At 64.5% G+C, this 19,826-nt stretch carries 15 protein-coding genes and 1 pseudogene; 6 read left to right on the top strand and 10 right to left on the bottom strand.

All coding sequences use genetic code 11. The features are described from left to right. Positions 1-80: 80 nt before the first annotated feature. A complete protein-coding gene (locus tag BM118_RS11660) occupies positions 81-2,666 on the top strand; it encodes an EAL domain-containing protein (protein ID WP_092186142.1) in 2,586 nt (861 codons plus the stop codon). Between the two features lie 201 nt (positions 2,667-2,867). Here BM118_RS11660 and BM118_RS11665 read toward each other — a convergent pair whose 3' ends face one another. From BM118_RS11665 to BM118_RS11680, 4 genes are all read right to left on the bottom strand, one after another. Further along, positions 2,868-3,815 carry a hypothetical protein gene (locus BM118_RS11665; RefSeq protein WP_092185334.1) on the bottom strand — a complete coding sequence of 316 codons (948 nt, stop codon included), beginning with the start codon at positions 3,813-3,815 and terminating at the stop codon, positions 2,868-2,870. 166 nt (positions 3,816-3,981) lie between these two features. Further along, positions 3,982-4,185: a hypothetical protein gene (locus tag BM118_RS11670; RefSeq protein ID WP_143099461.1), complete on the bottom strand. Its 204-nt coding sequence runs from the start codon at positions 4,183-4,185 to the stop codon at positions 3,982-3,984. A gap of 2 nt (positions 4,186-4,187) precedes the next feature. Next, a complete protein-coding gene (locus tag BM118_RS11675) occupies positions 4,188-4,547 on the bottom strand; it encodes a hypothetical protein (protein WP_092185338.1) in 360 nt (119 codons plus the stop codon). 177 nt (positions 4,548-4,724) lie between these two features. After that, positions 4,725-5,123, bottom strand: coding sequence for a hypothetical protein (locus tag BM118_RS11680; protein ID WP_092185340.1), 399 nt, complete (start codon positions 5,121-5,123; stop codon positions 4,725-4,727). 341 nt (positions 5,124-5,464) lie between these two features. On the opposite strand from BM118_RS11680, the gene BM118_RS11690 reads away from it, so the two are divergent. Further along, positions 5,465-7,468 carry a BTAD domain-containing putative transcriptional regulator gene (locus BM118_RS11690; RefSeq protein WP_092185344.1) on the top strand — a complete coding sequence of 668 codons (2,004 nt, stop codon included), beginning with the start codon at positions 5,465-5,467 and terminating at the stop codon, positions 7,466-7,468. A gap of 3 nt (positions 7,469-7,471) precedes the next feature. Here the strand turns inward: BM118_RS11690 and BM118_RS11695 are convergent, their stop codons facing one another. Continuing rightward, complete coding sequence (locus BM118_RS11695) at positions 7,472-7,963, bottom strand: MAPEG family protein (RefSeq protein WP_244550126.1); 492 nt, start codon at positions 7,961-7,963, stop codon at positions 7,472-7,474. Positions 7,964-8,073: 110 nt separating this feature from the next. On the opposite strand from BM118_RS11695, the gene BM118_RS11700 reads away from it, so the two are divergent. After that, positions 8,074-8,289, top strand: a complete 216-nt coding sequence (locus BM118_RS11700; RefSeq protein ID WP_092186143.1) for an EAL domain-containing protein — start codon at positions 8,074-8,076, stop codon at positions 8,287-8,289. Between the two features lie 291 nt (positions 8,290-8,580). Here the strand turns inward: BM118_RS11700 and BM118_RS11705 are convergent, their stop codons facing one another. The 4 genes from BM118_RS11705 to BM118_RS11720 form a co-directional block, all read right to left on the bottom strand. Then, on the bottom strand, positions 8,581-9,672 hold the full coding sequence (locus BM118_RS11705; RefSeq protein WP_092185348.1) for an ABC transporter ATP-binding protein: 1,092 nt from the start codon (positions 9,670-9,672) through the stop codon (positions 8,581-8,583). A gap of 76 nt (positions 9,673-9,748) precedes the next feature. Further along, positions 9,749-10,600, bottom strand: a complete 852-nt coding sequence (locus tag BM118_RS11710; RefSeq protein WP_092185350.1) for a carbohydrate ABC transporter permease — start codon at positions 10,598-10,600, stop codon at positions 9,749-9,751. 3 nt (positions 10,601-10,603) lie between these two features. Then, a complete protein-coding gene (locus tag BM118_RS11715; protein WP_092185352.1) occupies positions 10,604-11,539 on the bottom strand; it encodes a carbohydrate ABC transporter permease in 936 nt (311 codons plus the stop codon). Positions 11,540-11,607: 68 nt separating this feature from the next. Beyond that, on the bottom strand, positions 11,608-12,924 hold the full coding sequence (locus BM118_RS11720; RefSeq protein WP_092185354.1) for an ABC transporter substrate-binding protein: 1,317 nt from the start codon (positions 12,922-12,924) through the stop codon (positions 11,608-11,610). Between the two features lie 597 nt (positions 12,925-13,521). Here BM118_RS11720 and BM118_RS42265 point away from each other — a divergent pair. Continuing rightward, positions 13,522-13,741: pseudogene (locus tag BM118_RS42265) on the top strand (ABC transporter substrate-binding protein); the annotation flags it as partial. A 185-nt stretch (positions 13,742-13,926) separates the two neighbouring features. On the opposite strand, the gene BM118_RS11730 reads toward BM118_RS42265, so the two are convergent. After that, positions 13,927-14,538, bottom strand: a complete 612-nt coding sequence (locus BM118_RS11730; protein ID WP_092185356.1) for a TetR/AcrR family transcriptional regulator — start codon at positions 14,536-14,538, stop codon at positions 13,927-13,929. A gap of 131 nt (positions 14,539-14,669) precedes the next feature. Here BM118_RS11730 and BM118_RS11735 point away from each other — a divergent pair, with 131 nt between their 5' ends. After that, positions 14,670-15,902: a cytochrome P450 gene (locus BM118_RS11735; protein WP_092186144.1), complete on the top strand. Its 1,233-nt coding sequence runs from the start codon at positions 14,670-14,672 to the stop codon at positions 15,900-15,902. 145 nt (positions 15,903-16,047) lie between these two features. Next, positions 16,048-19,677 (top strand): AsmA family protein, encoded by a 3,630-nt coding sequence (locus BM118_RS11740; protein ID WP_092185358.1) that lies wholly within the window; start codon positions 16,048-16,050, stop codon positions 19,675-19,677. The last annotated feature ends 149 nt before the right edge of the window (positions 19,678-19,826 follow it).

Below are 19,826 nucleotides of genomic sequence, written 5' to 3' on the forward strand. Positions count from 1 at the left end.
ACTGCAAGAACGTCTTGGACACCATCGGAGCGCTAACCTCGACCGATTTCCGCTTCTTCCCGATGACTCCGGGTCCAACGATGTCTGCCTTCGATCGTCTTGTGACAGAAACTCCGGAACTGCTGCTGGCTGCGCTCGAACGCGCCGACGATGGCGTCGTCATCGTCGATGACGCGCAGCGCATCACGCACTTCAACACCGCCGCGGAGCGGATCTGGCAGCTCGCGCGCACCGAGGTGCTCGGTCGCGATGCCGGCGTTCTCACCCTCAAATGCCTCCAGGCCGACGCGGTCACGGATTTCCGCGACGAGATCAGCCTCGTGCGGCGCGACGGCAGCCGCATCAAGGCGGCCATCACGCTGTCCTCCGCGACCATCGATGGCGCGGTCCATCGCATCGTGTTCGCCCGCGACGTCACCGCGGACGCCGAGCGCCGTGCGCGGATCGGGCTTCTCCACGCCGTCTCCGACCAGACCAACCGCGCGGTGATCATCACCGACACCGAGCAGAACATCGTCTACGTCAATTCGGCGTTCACGGCGTTGTTCGGCTATGCCAGCGAGGAGGCCGAAGGGCGCCGCGCGGGCGAGCTCATCGCCGGCCGCCACACCGATCGCAAGGCCGTCGCCAGACTCGTCAAGCGTCTGATGCATGGCGGGCGCGGCGGCGAGGCCGAGGTGCTCGCCTACGACAAGGACGGCGAGGAGAGCTGGGTCTGCGCCCGGATCGATGCCTTCCGTGACAAGAAGGGCCGGGTCAAGCACATCTTCGCGCTGCTCGAGGACATCACCGAGACCAAGCAGCTGCGCTCGCTCCAGCAGCTCATCATGAGCGCGCTGGCCGACGAGGTTCCGATCGCCGAGATCGCCGACCGGCTGTGTCGCCGCGTCGAGGAGATTGCGCCCGACGTGGTCTGCTCGCTGCTTCACGTCGATGCCGCGGGCCTGATTCACCCGCTCGGGGGGCCGAGCCTGCCCGAGGACTATTCCCGCGCATTGGACGGCGTTGCGATCGGCCCCGACGTCGGCTCCTGCGGAACGGCGGCCTATTATGGCGAGCCGGTCCTGGCTGAAGATCTCGACACCGATCCGCGCTGGCAGCCCTACAAGGCGATGCCGCTCGGGATTGGCCTGCGCGCCTGCTGGTCGACCCCGGTCAAGGCCAAGGACGGAAGGGTCATCGCCACCTTCGCCTTCTACTACCGGGAACCGCGCGCGCCGAGCAACTGGCACCGGCGCATCGTCGATGCCTGCGTCAACCTCGGCGCGTTCGCGATCGAGCGCAAGGAGGCACGCGCGGAGATCGCGCGGCTCGCCTATCACGACATCCTCACCGGCCTGCCCAACCGCGCGCAGCTGCGGCACCTGATCTCGGCCGCGATCGACGCCTGTCCGACCGGCAGCCACGTCGCGCTGGCCTTCCTCGATGTCGACCATTTCAAGGACGTCAACGATACGCTCGGTCACGCCGCCGGCGACGAGCTCCTGATCCAGCTCGCGCAGCGCCTGCGTGAGCAGATCGGACCCGAAGACATTCTGGGCCGGCTCGGCGGCGATGAATTCGTCGTGCTGCTGCCCCATCGCGACGCCGAGAGTGCCGGGCGTGTCGCGACCGGGATCACCGAGGCGCTGGCTGCGCCGTTGCGGCTCGGATCCAGGCAGATGCAGATGTCGGCGAGCATCGGCGTCAGCCTCTATCCCGATCATGCCACCGACATCGACACGCTGATGCAGCAGGCCGACGCCGCCATGTACATGGCCAAGCAGGCGGGGCGTTCGACCCATCGGCTGTTCAGTGCCGAGATGAACGGGTTGACCGAGCAGCGGCTGGCGCTGATCGCGGCGCTGCGCCGTGCCATCGCGGAGGGGGCGCTCACGCTCAGCTACCAGCCGCAGATCCGCAGTTGCGACGGCGCGATCCATGGCCTCGAGGCGCTGGCGCGCTGGCATGATGCCGAACTCGGCGACGTCTCGCCGGCAAAGTTCATCCCGCTCGCCGAGGAATGCGGCCTGATCGAGCAGATCGGCCTGTGGTCGGTGCGCGAGGCCTGCCGGCAGATGGCGAGCTGGCGCCGCGCCGGGCTCAACATCCCCTGCGTGTCGGTCAACCTGTCGCCGATCAATTTTCGCAACGTCACGCTGGCGGCGCGGCTGGCCGACATTCTCGCCGAATACGGGCTGCCGCCGGATGCGCTGATGCTGGAGATCACCGAAGGCGCGTTCATGCAGGACAGCGTCGCCGCGATCGAGACGATGAACGCGATCCGCGAGCTCGGCGTCGGGCTCTCGGTGGACGATTTCGGCACCGGCTATTCCAGCCTCAGCCGGCTCGCGCACCTGCCGATCCGCGAGCTCAAGATCGACCGCAGTTTCATGCGCGACATCGAGAAGGACGCGGGCGCGCTCGCGATCGCCACCGCCGTGGTGCGCGTGGGGCAGGGCCTCGGCATGACCGTCGTCGCCGAAGGCGTCGAGACCGAGGCGCAGCGCAAATTGCTGGCCGATCTCGGTTGCGACGTCGTGCAGGGCTTCCTCTATGCACCCGCGCTTCCCCCGGTCGCATTCGAGCGCTGGCTGATCGAGCACTGCGCCGAGCAGGCGAGGGCGATGCTGGGCCGGCTCGGCGTTACGCCGGCAGATCGCGACGTGGTGAAGCGCTCGGCGTAGAGCGTGGACTCCTCACCAGTCGGCCCGCGAAGGCGTGCCATGTCCACTCTGCGCTTGGAAGCGGACAAGAGTGGTCGATGACGCTCCCGTCAGGAAACCGCCGCGAGACGCTCATCATGAAGCCGGCGCCGAACATCCGGCGTCCATGCTCATCTTCCTTCGTGATCCCTGGAAGCCGCCGGCGGTGCCCGCTCTCAGTCATCAGCTTTGCGGCACGAAACGGCCGAAGGACGGTAGTCGGAGACAAAGCTTGATGATGAGAGGAAGCGCGAGCACGGGGATGACGCACGCCGCGACATAGCCCTCCGCGAGTGGAGGTAGACCGAAGCTCGCTGCCGCCCACACGAGAGTGACGTTACGGTTTCCGGTCACGAGGCCTATTGTTCCGGCGGTCTGCAGCCCTAGCCTGGCGAATGTGAGAGTAGCGAGCGCGCACAATCCGAAATTGGCGACGATTGCCGCGACGAGCATCATGTCGAAACGCAGGGCATTGCTGGTCCATTGGGCCCGGATGCCCTGTGAAGTGGCAAGTCCAACGATGATGAGTCCGATAACGGCGATCCCGGTGGCCGCGCGTTGATCGGGCAGAACGGGACTCAGATGTCGGTGGAACCATATTGCCGGAAAGGCAACCATGCCCGCGGCTCCGATAATGCTGAACAGTCGGATGGCCAGGGCGCCCATGTCGAATGCAACTCCAAGTCCGAGCACTGTGGCAAAACACGGAATCGAAATTGGCGCGAGGAGGGTCAGTGCGATGGAGACGAGGAGCGCAAGACGTGGCCGCAAGCCAAGCATCCCCGCAATCGCGGCAGCGCTTCCGACCGGCGGCGCCAGTAGCGAAAGCAGGACTCCGGCGCGCAGCGCAGGATCAAGCGGAAGGGAGGACAGCAGAGCAGCGGCAGCCAAAGGAAGTGCCAAGCCAACCCAAACGAGCACCACGGCCATCAGGGGTAAACGAATCCTGGCCTCGGACGGCGCGAGCCCGGCCGTGAGAAACGAACCGAGTGTCAGGAGGAATGCAGAAAGAGGCAAAAGATCGTAGCCGATATGAGCGAGCGGACTGATCAACAGCCCGGCGCAAAGTGAGATCACCAAAAGCGTCGGTCCTTGTCCGCCAAGCGTGGACAATATTCTGCCAACGTACATATCGGTTCCTCGTTTACGTGCGGGTCGGCACTGTGAAATCTTCGGATTGCAGGCGCTGATGGCCGGAATGTGCGGTGCGTAATTCGCGTGACACCCGCCGAAGACGCGCCGCCGGCGTCAGCGCGCAGCGCCGGGCGGCGTTCGTGGTTCTCGCTACCCGCGATGATCAAAACAATCCGGGGCTCAAATCCAGGCCATAGGTCAGAGAGAGCACGAACACGAATGCGCACGCTCCGGCCAGCAGCAGAGCGTGTTTCGCCACGTCCGCGCGGGTGACCGAGACGACCGTCCGGGAAATCGCGTTTATGATTGCTGTCACGTCGGCCTCTCGATCTTTCACATCCAATGAAGCAGCTTCCGTCGCCGGCACCGTCAGTCGCCCCAGGCTGCGACGATCAAGGAAGGATCACCTAGCGCGGGTGCCGCGCGCGTGATGAGGACGCCGCCAATCACGTGAACGACGCCGAATCCCAGAAGAATGAGGACCATCAGCTGTGTTTCGCTCAATCGTCCCACGTTCTTGCCCCTTTGCTTGTTCAGCATCTGACGGGCGAGCGTTTTCGTCTCCGGCGATGGCGCCGGGTCACAAAGGTTGATTTCGACCCGATCGAAACCAAGTTGCCGGTAGCGATGAACGACGTTGATTGCCTCCAGGCGGCGAGACTCGTGAAGTGCAGCGATGATCGTTGATGCCACGGAGGTCCGAGGTGGCGCGGGGACGTCGGTCTTCATGGCTAATTCTCCTGATGCTGCGCGGCATGGCGCAGGTGGGTCCGCGCGCCGGGCCCGCCTGAAACGATTGAGACCTGTATCGAAATCTGCCGCCGCGCTTGCTGGCATGGCCACTACGGCGGCGTTCGCCCGGTTCGCTTACGTCGATCCCGGCGAGGGCCGCGAGACGAATGGCGGCTATTGCCGGTCGCATCCGGCCAGGCTGCGGCTGAGCAGGACCGGCTCCCAGAAGAATCGGGTGGTTTCGGACGTCGCCTCGTGCCGGCAAATCCCGATGTCTCTGAGGTATTCGGGCTTGTGCCTGAGGTCGGCACGCAGCTCCGCCCTGAAGCGGGCGCGCTGGTACCAGGTGACGAACAGCGTGAGGGGCGCCAAACCGCGCGGATGAAAATCCTTTGCGGGGGGAATAGTGTCGGAGATGCGCGCTTGGGACTTTGCCCGGGGCGCATTCGCGGCCTCAGGAAATGAGGCGCGACGACCTCTGGGCCTTGTAGCTTCATCCCGATCGTGAATTTGATCGTCCAGACTGGTCAATGCGATCTCCTGTTTGATGGCCGTTGTGAAGCCGGAGTCCATCAGTCGCCTCCGAAAAGGAGCGGTGCGACCGGAGGTGCCGAGTCCGAAGCCGCCCCGGCACTCGGAGCGGCAAAGGCCGTCAGCGCGGCGTCGATCCCCGCAAGGACCATGAAAAGAACTGCGATCGCTGCGAGGAGGTGACGCGCGCACATGACTGCTTTCCGGATGAAATCGCCGAGCGTCGATTCACCCATCGGCATCCCGTCGCAATGGGATCAGAACCTGCGGTCGTCTTCGCCGGCGTTATTCAATCGTCATCGGCGCGTTAATAATGTTCGCAAGGCTGGCAATTGCTGTAGAGTGTATACCGAATGGGTGCGTGTGATTGAATCGGAGGCGGAGTGGTCAGAGCGACATCTGCGGCGTGCCCAAATTTTAATCTCTCGCTTCTGGGGCGTTTCGTACTGACAGGGCCGGATGGCGCCGTCAGCCTGCCGAACAAGAAGCTCGCGGGGTTGCTGGCCTTTCTGGCCTGCATGGCTCCTGATCCGCAGTCACGCGAAAAACTGTCGACCTTGCTGTGGGGATCTCACCTCGATGCGCAAGCGAAGCAAAATCTGCGACAAGCGCTCTTCAAGCTACGTCAAATCCTGGGTCAGGATGCGCTCAAGAGCGATGGCGAACTCGTATCGCTGAATGCCGCAGTGATCGCATGCGATGTGAGCCAGTTTGAGGAGCTTGTCCAAGACGGTAGCCGTGATGCATTGAGTGCTGCGGCGGACCTCTATCGCGGGCGCCTGGCTGATGACATCAGCGTCGGTGAAGAAAGCTGGAGCGAATGGGTCGTCGGCGAACGCGAGCGGTTATCGGAGCTGGCTCTGGGCGCGATGGTGACCCTCGGTGGGCATGAGCTGTCCGAGGGACGTGCGGAGCAAGCCCTGCGAACCGGCCAGCGCGCCAATGCACTCAATAACCTGCGCGAAGATTCGCATCGCTTGATCATGCGCGCTTTGTCCGCAACGGGACGTAACGCCGAGGCGCTCAAATACTATCGGGACGTCGTTGCTTTGCTGAAGCGCGAGTTGAGCGCCGAGCCCGATCTGGCAACCAGGTCGCTGGCCGCGGAACTGCGCAGCAATCACGCGCAGAACGTTGCGCCGGCTGCAGGTGAGGTCGCGCCGGAGGCCTCACCCCCGCTGGCGCTCGTCATGCACGGCGAGAAGCCGTCCCTGGTGGTTCTGCCGTTCCGGAACATGAGCGGTGACCCCGAGCAGAACTATTTCGCCGACGGCGTCACCGCGGACATCATCACGGCGTTGTCGCGCTTTCGCGCCCTTGTGGTGATTGCACACGGATCGAGCTCTGCCCTCCGGGACAAGGGAATGACCAGCCAGCAAATTGCGCAACAACTCGGTGTCCAATACGTCTTGAGCGGCCAAATACGCAAGGCAGGCAACCGCATTCGCGTGTCGGCCGAGCTGACCCATAGCGGCAGTGAGGCTCAGGTCTGGTCCGATCGCTATGACCGCCCACTGACCGATATCTTTGACCTGCAGGATGACGTCAGCAGCAGCGTCGCTGCGGTCGTCGATCCCGCCGTTCGGAGCGCCGAAATCGAGCGGGCACGTCGCAAGCCGGCAACCAATCTTTCTGCGTACGATCTCTACCTGCGTGCCCTTCACCACCTCTGGGGCGGCACCCGTGAGGATATCACCAAGGCGATCGACCTGCTTCGACAGTCTCTCAGCCTTGACGAGACGCGCACGCCGACGCTCGCGGCGCTCGCCTGGGGACTCGTCATGGCTTCGCCGCTTGGCGCACGCACGCCGCCGGACGCCACGATCGAGGCGCTCGGTCTGGCGCGCCGCGCCGTCGAGCAGGACGGCACGGACGCTTTTGCCCATGCGGTCTATGGCTTCACGCTCTTTGGGCCGGCCGGCGACAACGATCAGGGGCGTATTCATGCCATCGAGGCCGTGAGGCTCAATCCCAGTTCGGCCTTCGCGTGGGGTACGCTCGGAATGATCGACAGCATGGCAGGCGACTACGAGAACGCCGTCGCATGCCTTCAGCGTTCTCTCGTCCTCAGTCCCTACGACAGCATGCTGCATTTGTGGATGACAGGATTGACGGCGTCCTGCTTTGCGCTCGGGCGCCATGAGGACGGCATCGCCTGGGCACGCAAGTCGGTTCAGCACAATCCGGGCAATGGCACCGGCCATCGTATGTTGGCGGCCAATCTGGTCGCCGCCGGCCGACTGGAAGAAGCCCGCGAGATCACGCGGCGTCGCGATGCAACACAGAAAACAACGATCCGCGATCTGCGCGCCATGCGTTTTTTCAAGCAAGACGATGCTCTCGAACGCTACCTTTCGGCCCAGCAGGTTGCCGGCGTGGCCGATTGAGCGTCAAGCGCCGAGTGCAACGAGAAGCGTGCGACCGGTCATGAAGATGAGGATGAGCGAACCGACCGTCCACAGCGTCGCGCGAATTTCGTGGATTTGCCCGGTGAGATAGGCCAGAAAATGCAGCAGCCGTGAGACAACGTAGCCGTAGAGCAGCCACTGCGCGAGCCGCAGCGACGGCTGTGTGAGGATATAGAGCAGGCCCGCGACCAGGAAGTACGGCAAGTTCTCGAGATCGTTCATCTGGATCCGGCGGATCCGCTCGACACGTTCGTTGGGAAGAAGCTGCGCTGGATCTGGCGCAGGATTCATCGGGGTCTTCTTGATATCCTCCGGCGAACGATAGCCCCCCTTGGCTTGCACCATACGGATCACGGTCAGCCATGACATCGCCACGGCCTTCAGGATCATCAGGGTGGCGGCAACGGCATAGGTGGCGAAAAGGGGATCGTGAAGACTCATTCGGTCCAATTTGGTCCCCTCCGACGTTTCCACGTGACATGCGCGACCGCGTCGCCAGCAAGCAAAGGACGTCACCAGTCCGCGTATAGCCCGGCGTGCTCGCGAACGCCACCGCCGTGGTGCGCGTGGGGCAGCGCCTCGGCATGACCGTCGTCGCCGAAGCCGTCGAGGCCGAGGCGCAGCGCAGGACGCTGGCCGAGCTCGGCTGCGACACCGTGCAAGGCTTCCTCCATGCGCCCGCGCTCCCCGGTCGCATTCGAGCGCTGGCTGATCGGGCACTGCGCCGAGCAGGCGAGGGCGGTGCTGGGGGGCCTGATCTTGCGCCGACGAGTGGGGGCGCGGTGAGGCGGTCGGGGTAGGGCGTGTACTTCGAAATAGCGATCTGCCCGAAGGGCGTGCCATGTCCGCTCTGTCCCTGAGAGCGGATAAGGGCAACTCGCCTTAACGAGGGAGCTATGGGCCAATAACGGACTCCGGTACCGCAGCAAATGGCATCATCAATCACCTCGTCAGCACGCAGCAAGAAGGACTCGGGAATAGTTAGGCCAAGTGCCTTCGCGCTCTCCGGGCGTCATCGAAGCTGGTGACAGGGAGGTCGCCGGTTCTGAGCGAATTCCCCTCACCAGTGGAAAATTGGCCAACTGCCGGCGTTAGATGGCCACCTCGGTCTGCGCGTCGAAAACGTGAAGCCTGGAAGGCCGCATGGCAACACGCAGCTTGTCGCCCACACTCACCCTCGCGGTCGGCTCGACGCTCACCACCATGATACTCTCGCCGACCTTCATATCGAGCAGGATTTCCGAGCCGAGTTGCTCGACCACCTCAATCACAGCATCGAAGCACGGGTGGTCGAGATCGGCGCTACCCGCCACGGTGAGGTCCTCAGGCCGCACGCCGAGCATGACCTCGCGTCCGATATGGCCGCGCAGCCGCTGCGCGATCTCGTCCGGTAGCTTGATGCGCAGGCCGGAGTTCTCGGCGATCAGCGATCCGTTCGCTTCGGTCACCGTAACGGCGGCGAAATTCATGGCCGGGGAGCCGATGAAGCCGGCGACGAACTTGTTGGCAGGCTGATTATACAGCTCGAGCGGCTCCCCCACCTGCTGCACCACGCCGTCTTTCATGACGACGACCCGGTCACCCAGCGTCATGGCTTCGACCTGATCGTGAGTAACGTAAATGGCGGTGGTGCCGAGACGCAGATGCAGCTTCTTCAGCTCAACGCGCATCTGCACCCGCAGCTTGGCATCGAGGTTCGACAGCGGCTCGTCGAACAGGAACACGCGGGGGTGGCGCACGATGGCACGGCCTAACGCCACGCGCTGGCGCTGGCCGCCTGAGAGCTGGCGTGGCCTGCGCTTTAGCAATTCGCCGATGCCGAGGATGTCGGCCGCCTCGTGCACGCGCTTGTCAATCTCGGGCTTTTCGAATTTGCGCATCTTCAGGCCGAACGCCATGTTGTCGTACACGCTCATATGCGGGTACAGCGCGTAGTTCTGGAACACCATGGCGATGTCGCGGTCCATGGGCGCCAATCCATTGACCACGTTGCCGTCGATGGAAATGTCGCCGGAACTGATTGCTTCCAGCCCGGCGATCATCCTGAGCGTCGTCGTCTTGCCACAGCCGGAGGGCCCGACGAACACCACGAACTCCTTGTCGCGGATTTGCAGATTGACGTCTTTGACAGCGTGCACGTTGTCAAAGAACTTGTTGATCCCCTTGAGGACGACCTGGCCCATTCGCTTCCACCTGCCTCGCAACGGCCTATGCGCAGTCTGCATTCGCGCCTTCGAATCCCCTTGATCGCTGGTGCTGTCAGCCCTTCACCGACCCGGTCAATCCCGCGACGTAGTGCTCGACGAAAAACGAATAGGCGATCGCAACCGGTATCGATCCAAGCAGGGCCCCAGCCATCAGCGGTCCCCAGTAGAAAACATCGCCACGGATCAGCTCTGATGTGACGCCGACCGGCACGGTCTTCTGCTCAGGCGAGGACAGGAAGACAAGCGCATAGATGAACTCGTTCCACGACAGCGTGAAAGCGAAGATGCCGGCCGAGAGGATGCCCGGGATCGCCACCGGGATGACGATGTAGAGCATAGCCTGCCAGCGCGAGGCGCCGTCAATGCGCGCGCATTCCTCGAGCTCCCTGGGCACGGCCTTGAAGTAGCCCATCATCAGCCAGGTGCAGAACGGAATAAGAAAGGTTGGATAGGTCAGGATCAGCGACCAGGGCGTGTCCCCCAGCCGATAGTTGCGGATGATCTCGGCCAGCGGAATGAACAGCAGCGTTTGGGGTACCAGATAGGTAATGAAGATGCCGGTGCCCAGACTGCCGGCAAATGGAAAGTTCAGCCGCGACAGAGCATAGCCGGCGAACACGCCGCACACGAGCGAGATAGCGGTTGAGGCGAGCGCGATGAACGTCGTGTTCCACAGCCACGATGCGAATAGCGTCTCCTCGAACAGGTACCTGACATGGTCCCAGGTCGGTTTCCAGGTCCAGAACGGATTGTAGTTGACCGAATTCCAGGGCCGGTAAAGCTCGCCGTCCGGCCGCACCGAAGTGATCACCATCCAGTAGAACGGGAACAGCAGGAAAAGCAGGAACAGCGCCATGGGGACGTAGAAGAACACCCACTTTCGCCACCTTGCGCCTTCGATCATGGCTCAGCGGACCTCCACCCGGCGAATGTAGAGAAGTTGGATGATGACGACCAGAAACAGGACCGGAAACATTGCGAGCGAGATGGCGGCGCCCTCACTCAAGAGGCCGGTGCCGATACCGATCTGATAGGCGTAGGTGGCGAACAAATGCGTTGCGTTGGCCGGTCCGCCGCCCGTCATCACATAGACGATCTGGAAGTCGGCGAACGTCTGAATCACTGAGAACAGCACCACGACCATGGTCACGGGCAGCAGCAGCGGCCAGGTGATGTGCCAGAACCGCTGCCACGGCTTGGCGCCGTCGATGGCGGCGGCCTCGTTGAGTTCGGGACTGATGGTCTGCAGGCCGGCGAGCAGGCTGATGGCGAAGAACGGCACCCCACGCCAGATGTTGACGATGATAATCGAGATCATGGCGAGGTCCGGATCGCCCAGCCAATTGATCCGACCGGTGATCAAGCCGAAATGGTAGAGGAGCCAATTGAGAACGCTGAACGTCGGGTCGAACATCCACTTCCAGGCGAAAGTCGAGAGCACGGTCGGGATAATGAAAGGCAGCAGGATGAAAGCACGGGTAAAAGCCTTGCCGCGGAAATTACGGTTGAGCAGCATGGCCAGCCACAGCCCGAGCGCCAGCTTGAAGACGGTGGTCACGCCCGTATAGAGGAAGGTGTTGTAAACGGCGGTGCGAAAGATCCCGTCATTGAAGATCTTGTAGAAGTTGGCGAGGCCAACGAAGTCGCCGGGCATACCGACGCGCGAGTTGGTGACCGACAGCAGTATCCCTCGAATGAAGGGATAGGCAATGAACATGCCGAGCAGCACGATGGTCGGCACCAGCAGCACGAACGCCAGCCAGCGCTCGTCTTCGAGCAAACGTTGTCGCCTGGGAGGGGGCGCCTCGCGGAGCGTGGTGGTGGAAACCGCGCTTATCGCCATGTTCGATCCTCGTCGGCCGGAAGATTCCCTTGCTCCCCACGAAAAATGGGGAGGGGGACGGCTTAACCTCAGACGTAGACCTTCTTGAGCTCAGCCTCTGCCCACTTCACGGCATCCTCGGCGGGCATGCCTTGGACGGCCTTTGCGTACATATCAATGATGATGTACTTGGTTACGACCTCGGCTGCCTTGCGCGTAGAGGGCCCCTGGTAGCCAGCGAAGCGCCCTGTGCGCGCCGCTTGCTTGTAGGGCAGCATGATCGGGTCGTCGCCCCACAGCTTGTGCTTTTCCCAATCCGTGGTCGGGCCGACCGAGAAGCCCTTCTGGGAGACGAACCACTTGTTGTAGACGTCCTTGGAGTGAATCCAGCCAAGGAATTTCTTCGCCGCATCCTGGTTCCTCGAATAACCCATCAGGAGGTTCGAGAACGGGACGTGATAGCTAAATTGCCCGCCGGGCCCCTTGGGCAGCGCGGCGTGCAGGATGTCGTCCTTCAGTTGCCCGCCTGCCTCCGTCTTGTAGGTATCCGGCTTGCGCAGGGCCTCGATGTAGATCGAGGCGCCATTGAGCGTGGCGCTGCACGTCCCGGACAGAAAAGCGCGGTTGTTGTTGGAATCGTCCCAGGCGAGCCCGCCTTCATCGTGGGCGTCCTTCCAGAAGGCCACCATGAACTTCACCGACTCGACCGTTGCCGGGCTGTTCAGCACAACCGTCTTGCCGTCCGCTTCGACCTCTTTGCCGCCCCAGGACCACAGGTAGGGGTAAGTGAAGGCGGGCGCATCGCCGAAGGTGTGACCGAGCGTTTGGCCGATCGGCCGTCCCTTTGCCTTCAGCTTCTTGCCGGCCTCGCGATACTCTTCCCACGTCTGGGGAAATTTTCCATCCGTGTAGCCAATCTCGGCAAACCAGGACTTTCGGTATGCGATCTGCAGGCCGACGATGCACCACGGCACTGCGATCCATTTCTTGCCGTCATTGGCGACCGCGCGGGATGTTTCGTAGAAGCCGCCCTGGCTGTTGCCGAGTGCCTCAGCGAGGTCGCTGACGTCCATGACGCTCTCGCCGTAAAGTTGCCCCCAATTGTTGAGGACGCAGACGACGTCGGGGCCTGACCCCGACTGGATCGCCGAGGTGATGCGGGCCTGGATATCGTTGGCGTTGATGGTCTCGATATTGAGCTTTATGCCGAGCGCTTTCTCGCCCTCCTTGGCGATTTCGTTGCGCAGAAGCTGATCTGACGCCGGAACGAAGTCGGTCCAGCGCAGCCAGTGCACCGTGGCGGCTTGCGCATTGGCGGGCGCCCTGCCGGTCGCCAGGATGCCGGCCATGCCACCCGCAAGCGCGGCACCGCCCTTGAGGACGTTACGTCGGGTTAATGTCGTCATGCATCCCTCCCTCGGTGTGTCTGAGCTGATGCCCTTCGGCCGGTCTTGCGCCGGCTTGGGGCCCCTTTCAGCCTGTCGCGCCTCCGTGGTTCAACGCATGCGCACGTTGTCGCCTGCGCAATACGTCGGCTCGATGATCATTTGTTGGTGTTCCACTTGCAGCGCCGTGGTGGCGAGTTCGCCGCGAAACAGAGTGAATTCTTCGCAGCGCAGCGGCGCGATTACATCGTTCCCAACGGCGATACGACCGGCGGCCTGGATCGTGTCGGCGCTGCAGCCAGCGCATGGACCCCACCGTCATAGCGGTCCCTCCCGCGCAGCGACGGTATTGCCGTGGCCAAGCGGGGTTTTCCCCGTCTTATATGAAGTTCGGTACCGGAGCTGGCGCAGCGTCATTGTCGCCCCTCGCAGCAGGAAATCAAGTGCTAGCTTTGACGCGCCGGCCATGGTCTCACTTCGTGAACTGGCCCGCTACCAAGAGTATCGAACCTATTACGTAAGACGCTTTATCTGAGGCGACTACACAATCGCCCATAGCTCTCTTTGTGGGTTCGCGACCAATTGACGAGTCTCCTTTGGGGCAATCACGCCAGGTCGCCGGCGGGTCCGAAGCGCCGCTTCGCACCCTTCATTCCGTTCTTCTGGGGGATCTGGTCCTTCACCAAGAGCAAGCCGGCGGCAAAGAGCCTGCTGCGCACCTGTCGCAGCGGAAGGTAATCGAAAAGATGGTGGCGCGAGCGGAGGCCACGACCTTCCGGCCTTCGACAACCTGACGACGCTCGAGACCTCGGCTGACGCAGGACCGCCGAAGGGCACTCGCCGGCAGTCCCTTCGGTGCAGATAGTGCTTCAATCGAATCGGGCGGTTATCGATGGCCACGGTCGAGGGTCCTGCCGACGCATGCCATGTCTCAAATGGGTCAAAATGCGACTTGCCGGAGTTACCTGCTTAAGTCGGCCTTATCTCCGGAAGCGGACATAAGAAGACACGCCTCCAGCCACCTCACTCCGCCGCCAACCCCGTCCTCCGCCGCAGATCCGTGATCGCGCGCAGAAAACTGTCTGCCGGCGTCGTCTCGGGATCGATCAGCCGGTGCAGGCGGAAGCCGTCTTCCAGCGCCAGCACGACGGAGGCCATCCAGGGCGGGTTGAGCGTGTTGTTCTTGCCGTTGCCCTTCAATGTCGCCTCGACGATGTCGGCGATCAGCTTGCGCCGCGCGCGCAGGCGCTTGGCGAGTTCGGGACGCCGCTTCTCGGCGCGCGCGACGTAGAGGATCATCTCCATGTGGAGGAGGGGGGAGCGGCCGAGCGGGTCCTGCCGGCTGCGGTCCATCGTCCGCAGCGCCGCGATGAAATCGTCGAGATTGTCGTGCTGTGCGAGGATGTCCATGTTGCGCCGGATCGACTGCTCGACATGGTCCTCGAGCATGGCGATGATCAATTCGTCCTTGCTGTTGAAGTTCGAATAGAACGCGCCGCGGGTGAAGCCGGCGGCGGCCGCGATCGCCTCGATGCTGGCGCCGCCGATGCCGTCTGCCTCGAACACCCGCGCGGCCGCCTCGAACAGCTTGTCGCGCGTATCGTCCCTGGTCGGCCTGGTTCTCACCCTTGACATCGGACCAGGTTAGGGCAGAATGCAACTCGATACAACAATGTATCGAGTTGATGATTTCAGGGGATGGTTACGCCGCGCGAGCAGGGAAGCGTCGGCGTATTCGTGTCATGCGGCAACCGATTGAGGTCACCATGAACGAGCAAGCGCAACCCGCCGGCGGCGATCCGCTGTTCAATCCGCTGTCGCCGGACTTCATCCGCAATCCCTATCCGCATTACGACCGGCTGCGCGCGATCGATCCGATCCACGTGACGCCGTTCGGCCAGTTCGTCGCAAGTCGCCACGCCGATGTCAGCCTCGTGATGCGCGACAAGCGCTTCGGCAAGGATTTCGTCGAGCGCTCCAAGCGCCGTTACAGCGAAAAGATCATGGACGAGCCGGTGTTCCGCAGCATGAGCCACTGGATGCTGCAGGCCGATCCGCCCGACCACACCCGCCTGCGCGGCCTCGTCGTGAAGGCCTTCACCGCCCGCCGGGTCGAGGACATGCGGCCGCGGATCCAGCAGATCGTCGACCAGGCCATCGATGCCGTGATCGACCGCGGCCGCATGGACCTGATTGAGGATTTCGCCTTCCGCCTGCCTGTCACCATCATCTGCGACATGCTCGGCATCCCCGAGGATCATCGCGAGGTCTTCTACAAGAGCTCGCGCGACGGCGGGCGGCTGCTCGACCCCGTGCCGCTCACGCCGGAGGAGATCGCGAAGGGCAACGCCGGCAACATGATGGCGCAGATGTATTTCCAGCAGCTGTTCGAGCTGCGCCGCCGCAATCCCGCCGACGATCTCACCACCCAGCTGGTGCAGGCCGAGGAAGACGGCAACAAGCTGACCAACGAGGAGCTGACCGCCAACATCATCCTGTTGTTCGGCGCCGGCCACGAGACCACCGTCAATCTGATCGGCAACGGCCTGCTCGCGCTTCATCGCAACCCCGATCAGCTTGCGCTGCTCAAGGCGCGGCCGGAGCTGATCGTGGGTGCGATCGAGGAGTTCCTGCGCTACGATTCCTCGGTGCAGATGACCGGGCGCGTCACGCTCGAGGACATCGACGATCTCGGCGGCAAGAAAATCCCCAAGGGCGAGACCGTGCTGTGCCTGCTCGGCTCGGCCAACCGCGATCCGGCGGTCTACCCCGATCGCGCCGACCGGCTCGACGTCACCCGTCCCAACGTCAAGCCGCTGTCGTTCGGCGGCGGCATCCATTTCTGCCTGGGGGCCCAATTGGCGCGGATCGAGGCCGAGATCGCCATAGCCACGCTCCTGCGCCGGCTGCCGGATCTGCGCATCGACGACGTCGAGAACCCGGAATGGCGGCCGACCTTCGTGCTGCGCGGCCTGAAGAGCTTGCCGGCGAGCTGGTGAGGCGGCGGCACGCGTTAACCTCCGCGCGCAACAGTCGCTGTGACTTCGCCACACTTCCCTCTATATAAGGGGCTGTTCCGGCGCGCCTGAAGCCTTCCATGGGGCAAGGTTTGGCCCGGGTGCCGATTTGGCCGAGGGGAGACCCGTGCAGACGACGCTGCTCGGATTGGCGATTGCCTTCATCATTGCGCTTCTGGCCGCGCTGATCGGGCCCTACTTCATTGACTGGAACCAGTTCAGGCCCCAGTTCGAGGCGGAGGCAGGCCGGATCATCGGCGTGCCGGTGCGGGTGGCGGGCGAGCTCGACGCGCGGCTGCTGCCGGCGCCGACCCTGCGGCTGCGTTCGGTTACCTTCGGCGGCAACAACGATCTCGGCCGCCTGCGCGCCGACAAGCTCGACGTCGAGTTCAGCCTCTCCTCGCTGATGCGCGGCGAATGGCGCGCCACCGAGCTGACCGTCAATGGCATGGCGGTCGATCTCGGCCTCGATGCCAGGGGGCGGGTCGATTTGCCCTCCACCGCGAGCGGCACCTTCAATCTGGCTTCGCTGGCGATCGAGCGCCTCAATCTCACCGGCCGCATCGCCCTGCACGATGCCGCCAGCCGCTCGACGCTGGAGCTGAGCGACATCGCCTTCTCCGGCGACGTCCGCTCGCTGGCCGGCTCGGTGCGGGGCGACGGCAGTTTCACCGCCGCCGGGGTGCGCTACCCGTTCCGCATCTCCTCCGGCCCGAGCGCCGACGGCAGCGCCACCCGTCTCCACCTCAACATCGATCCCGGCCAGCGCGCCATCCTCGCCGATCTCGAAGGCGTGCTCGCCTTCGACAATCGCCTGCCGAAATTCGACGGCGCGCTGACGATCGCGGTGCCGGCGGCGAAGAAGGCAGGCGAGGCCGGGCCGACGCCCTGGAAGCTCGCCGCAAAACTCAAGGCCGATCCGGCCGGCGCCAAATTCGACCAGATCGACGCGAGCTTTGGCGCCGAGGACAACGCGTTGAAAGCCGCCGGCGTCGGCGACCTCAAGTTCGGTGCCTCGCCGCTGCTGCGCGCGGTGCTGTCGGCGCGCCAGATCGATGCCGACAAGCTGGCCGGAAAGGACGACGCCGAGCCGCTGCGCATCCTGCCGGCGCTGCGCGCCGGCCTTGCCGCAATCCCGCAGGCGCCGATCCCGGCGCAGATCGAGTTCAACTCCGACCAGATCATGCTCGGCGGCCGCCCGCTCCAGAACATCGCGGCCGAGCTCAAGACCGACGGCCGGTCCTGGACTTTCCAGCGGCTCGAGCTGCGCGCGCCCGGCATGACGCAGCTCTCGCTCAACGGCGCGGCGCCCGGCGCCGACAGTTTCAGCGGCCGCCTCAGCGTCGAATCCTCCGATCCCGATACGCTGGTGGCCTGGCTCCAGGGCCGCAGCGAAATCAACCGCCGCAGCACCCGGCCGCTGCGCCTTGCCGGCGACGTGACGATTGCCGCCAATCATCTCGCCATCGACAGGCTGAAGGCCGACATCGAAGGCGGCGCCGTCGAGGGACGAATTGCTTTCGTCCAGACCGGCGCGAGCAAGGGCTCGCGGATCGATGCCGAGCTCAAGGCCGACCGTCTCGATCTCGACGCCGCCGCGAGCTTTGTCCGCGCGCTCGGCGGGCCGCAAGGCGAATGGCCGGAGGAGGCAAAGCTCTCGCTCGATGTCGGCCGTGCGATCTCCTCCGGCCAGGAGCTGCGGCCGTTCGCGGCGAAGCTCGGCTACAATCCGGCGTCGTTGTCGCTGGAGCAGTTGCGGTTCGGCCAGACCAGCGGCGTGACCACCGAGGCGAGCGGCAGCTTCGACCGCACCAAAGCCACCGGCAAGCTCGAGCTGAAATCCTCGGCCAATTCGCTGCGCGAGCTCACCGCGCTGATCGAGCCGTTTGCGCCGTCGGTGCGCGCGCGCTTCGATGCCATCGCGCCGCTGCCCGGTGCGACCCGCCTGAAGCTCGACCTCAGCCTCGACAAGAACGCTGAGCATGCCGATCGCAGCGACGCCCGCGCCGTATTCGATCTCGACGCGCCGCAGCTCAAGGCCACCGCGACGCTGGCCGCACAGACGCCGGTGGCGGCCGTCAACGGCATCGACATCGACCGCCTGCGCAACAGCGACTTCACGCTCGACTCGAAACTGTCGGCCCCGCAGGCCGGCGCGCTGCTGGCCCTGCTCGGCCTCGATCGCGTGGTGGCCGCAGGCGAGGGCACCTCGCAGTTCGAAGGCCGGTTAAGCGGCGCCTGGCGCCGTCCGCTGCAATTGAACGCAAAGCTCAGCGGCGGCGGGCTGGACGCAGATGCGCAGGGCAGCGTCGAATTGTCCGCGCCGGAGCCGAAGGCGTCCGTGAATCTGCGCGTGCGCAACGTCAACCTCGCGCCGCTGTTCGGGACCGGCGCGGCCGACAAGTCGGCGCGGACCGTCAGCCTGTCCTCCCGCGTCTCTCTATCGGGCAATCGCCTGACCTTCGACGATCTCGACAGCAGCGCGGCCGGCTCGCATCTGCGCGGCCGTCTGGCGGTGACGCTCGATCAGGAGAAGAGCGTCGACGGCGAAGTCGGCCTCGACTCGCTCGATCTTGTGCCCACGCTTGCGGTGGCCATTGGCGCTGCGGGCCGCGACGCCGGCGAGCCGCTGAGCGCGGGGCTCCTCGGTGGCTGGCGCGGCCGCATCGCTTTCCAGGCGTTGCGCGGCACGTTGCCGGGCGGCGTCGAGCTGCGTCCCTTCGGCGGGACGATCCGGAGCGACGGCCAGTCGCTCGCGCTCGATGCGCTGAAGGGCGGCGTCGGCGGCGGCGAGATGTCGGCGAGCTTTGACGCGCGCAATGGCGCGGGTGGCGTCGCGCTGAGCGCCCGTATCGAGCTCAGCAATGTCGATGCGACCACGCTGCGCTACCGCGATCTTGCTTTGCCCAAGGGACGCGCCTCCGTGCAGATGGCGCTGACCAGCCAGGGCCGCAGCGTCGCGGCGTTGACCGGCGCGCTCGCCGGCAACGGCACGGTGACGCTGGAGTCTGCGGAAATCAGTGGCCTCAACCCGCGTGCCTTCGAGATCGCCATCCGCGCCAGCGACGGCGGCCAGGTCGCCGACGACAACAGGCTGCGGCAGCTGGTCGAGCCCGCGCTGGCGGCGGGTCCCATTGCGGTCGCCTCGGCGCAGATCCCGTTCACGATCCGCGACGGACGGCTGCGCGTCGGCGCCACGCCGCTGGAGGCGAAGAACGCCCGCGCCATCGTCTCCGGCGGCTACGACATTCCCGCCGACCAGGCCGACATCCGCGCCAGCCTGACGCCGATCATGACCGGGCTCTCCGGTGCCCCGCCGGAAATCCAGTTGTTCGCGGCGGGTCCCCCCGACAAGCTCAATCGCACCGTCGATCTTGGGCCGCTGTCCTCGTGGCTCGCGGTGCGCACGATCGATCGCGAGACGCGCCGGCTCGATGCCATCGAGCGCGGCGAGCCACCGCCGGCGACCGCGGCGCTGCCGACGCTGGTCTCGCCCGATCCTGCGCCGGAGCCGTCGCTGCAGGACGTGCCGATGCCCGGCCGCGATCCGCGCCGCGCGCCGAAGCCCAAGCTCGAGCCAAAGGCCGCGCCGATGCCGAAGGCGCCGCAGGCCGCTCCCGCAGCGCCAAGCCCGCCGCTCGCAAGCCAGCAGGTCGCGCCCTTGCCGCCGCCGATCGAAGTGAGGCCGGCGCCGGGTCCTGCGCCCGCAAAGCCCAAGCCGAAGCCGCCGCTGGTGCTGATGCCGTCGAACCCGTGAACGACAGCGCTCGCTGTAGAGCTCGGTGTCCACCTCTCCCCCGCGGGAGAGGTGAAGCACCTTGCCCGCCGGTAAACACATTCCCCCGCATTTGAATGAATTTTCGTCGGCAAAACTGATCTGCCGACTTTACCGGATTCTCGCGTTTG

This window comes from Bradyrhizobium sp. cf659, assembly GCF_900113725.1.
Taxonomy (GTDB): Bacteria; Pseudomonadota; Alphaproteobacteria; order Rhizobiales; family Xanthobacteraceae; genus Bradyrhizobium.

Excerpts from the sequence above, each read along its gene's own strand:
- BM118_RS11700 (WP_092186143.1), top strand. The coding sequence starts at position 8,074 with ATGACCGTCGTCGCCGAAGCCGTCGAGGCCGAGGCGCAGCGCAGGACG.
- BM118_RS11720 (WP_092185354.1), bottom strand. The coding sequence starts at position 12,924 with ATGACGACATTAACCCGACGTAACGTCCTCAAGGGCGGTGCCGCGCTT.
- BM118_RS11705 (WP_092185348.1), bottom strand. The coding sequence starts at position 9,672 with ATGGGCCAGGTCGTCCTCAAGGGGATCAACAAGTTCTTTGACAACGTG.
- BM118_RS11660 (WP_092186142.1), top strand. The coding sequence starts at position 81 with ATGTCTGCCTTCGATCGTCTTGTGACAGAAACTCCGGAACTGCTGCTG.
- BM118_RS11710 (WP_092185350.1), bottom strand. The coding sequence starts at position 10,600 with ATGATCGAAGGCGCAAGGTGGCGAAAGTGGGTGTTCTTCTACGTCCCC.
- BM118_RS11735 (WP_092186144.1), top strand. The coding sequence starts at position 14,670 with ATGAACGAGCAAGCGCAACCCGCCGGCGGCGATCCGCTGTTCAATCCG.
- BM118_RS11675 (WP_092185338.1), bottom strand. The coding sequence starts at position 4,547 with ATGAAGACCGACGTCCCCGCGCCACCTCGGACCTCCGTGGCATCAACG.
- BM118_RS11680 (WP_092185340.1), bottom strand. The coding sequence starts at position 5,123 with ATGGACTCCGGCTTCACAACGGCCATCAAACAGGAGATCGCATTGACC.
- BM118_RS11715 (WP_092185352.1), bottom strand. The coding sequence starts at position 11,539 with ATGGCGATAAGCGCGGTTTCCACCACCACGCTCCGCGAGGCGCCCCCT.
- BM118_RS11665 (WP_092185334.1), bottom strand. The coding sequence starts at position 3,815 with ATGTACGTTGGCAGAATATTGTCCACGCTTGGCGGACAAGGACCGACG.
- BM118_RS11730 (WP_092185356.1), bottom strand. The coding sequence starts at position 14,538 with ATGTCAAGGGTGAGAACCAGGCCGACCAGGGACGATACGCGCGACAAG.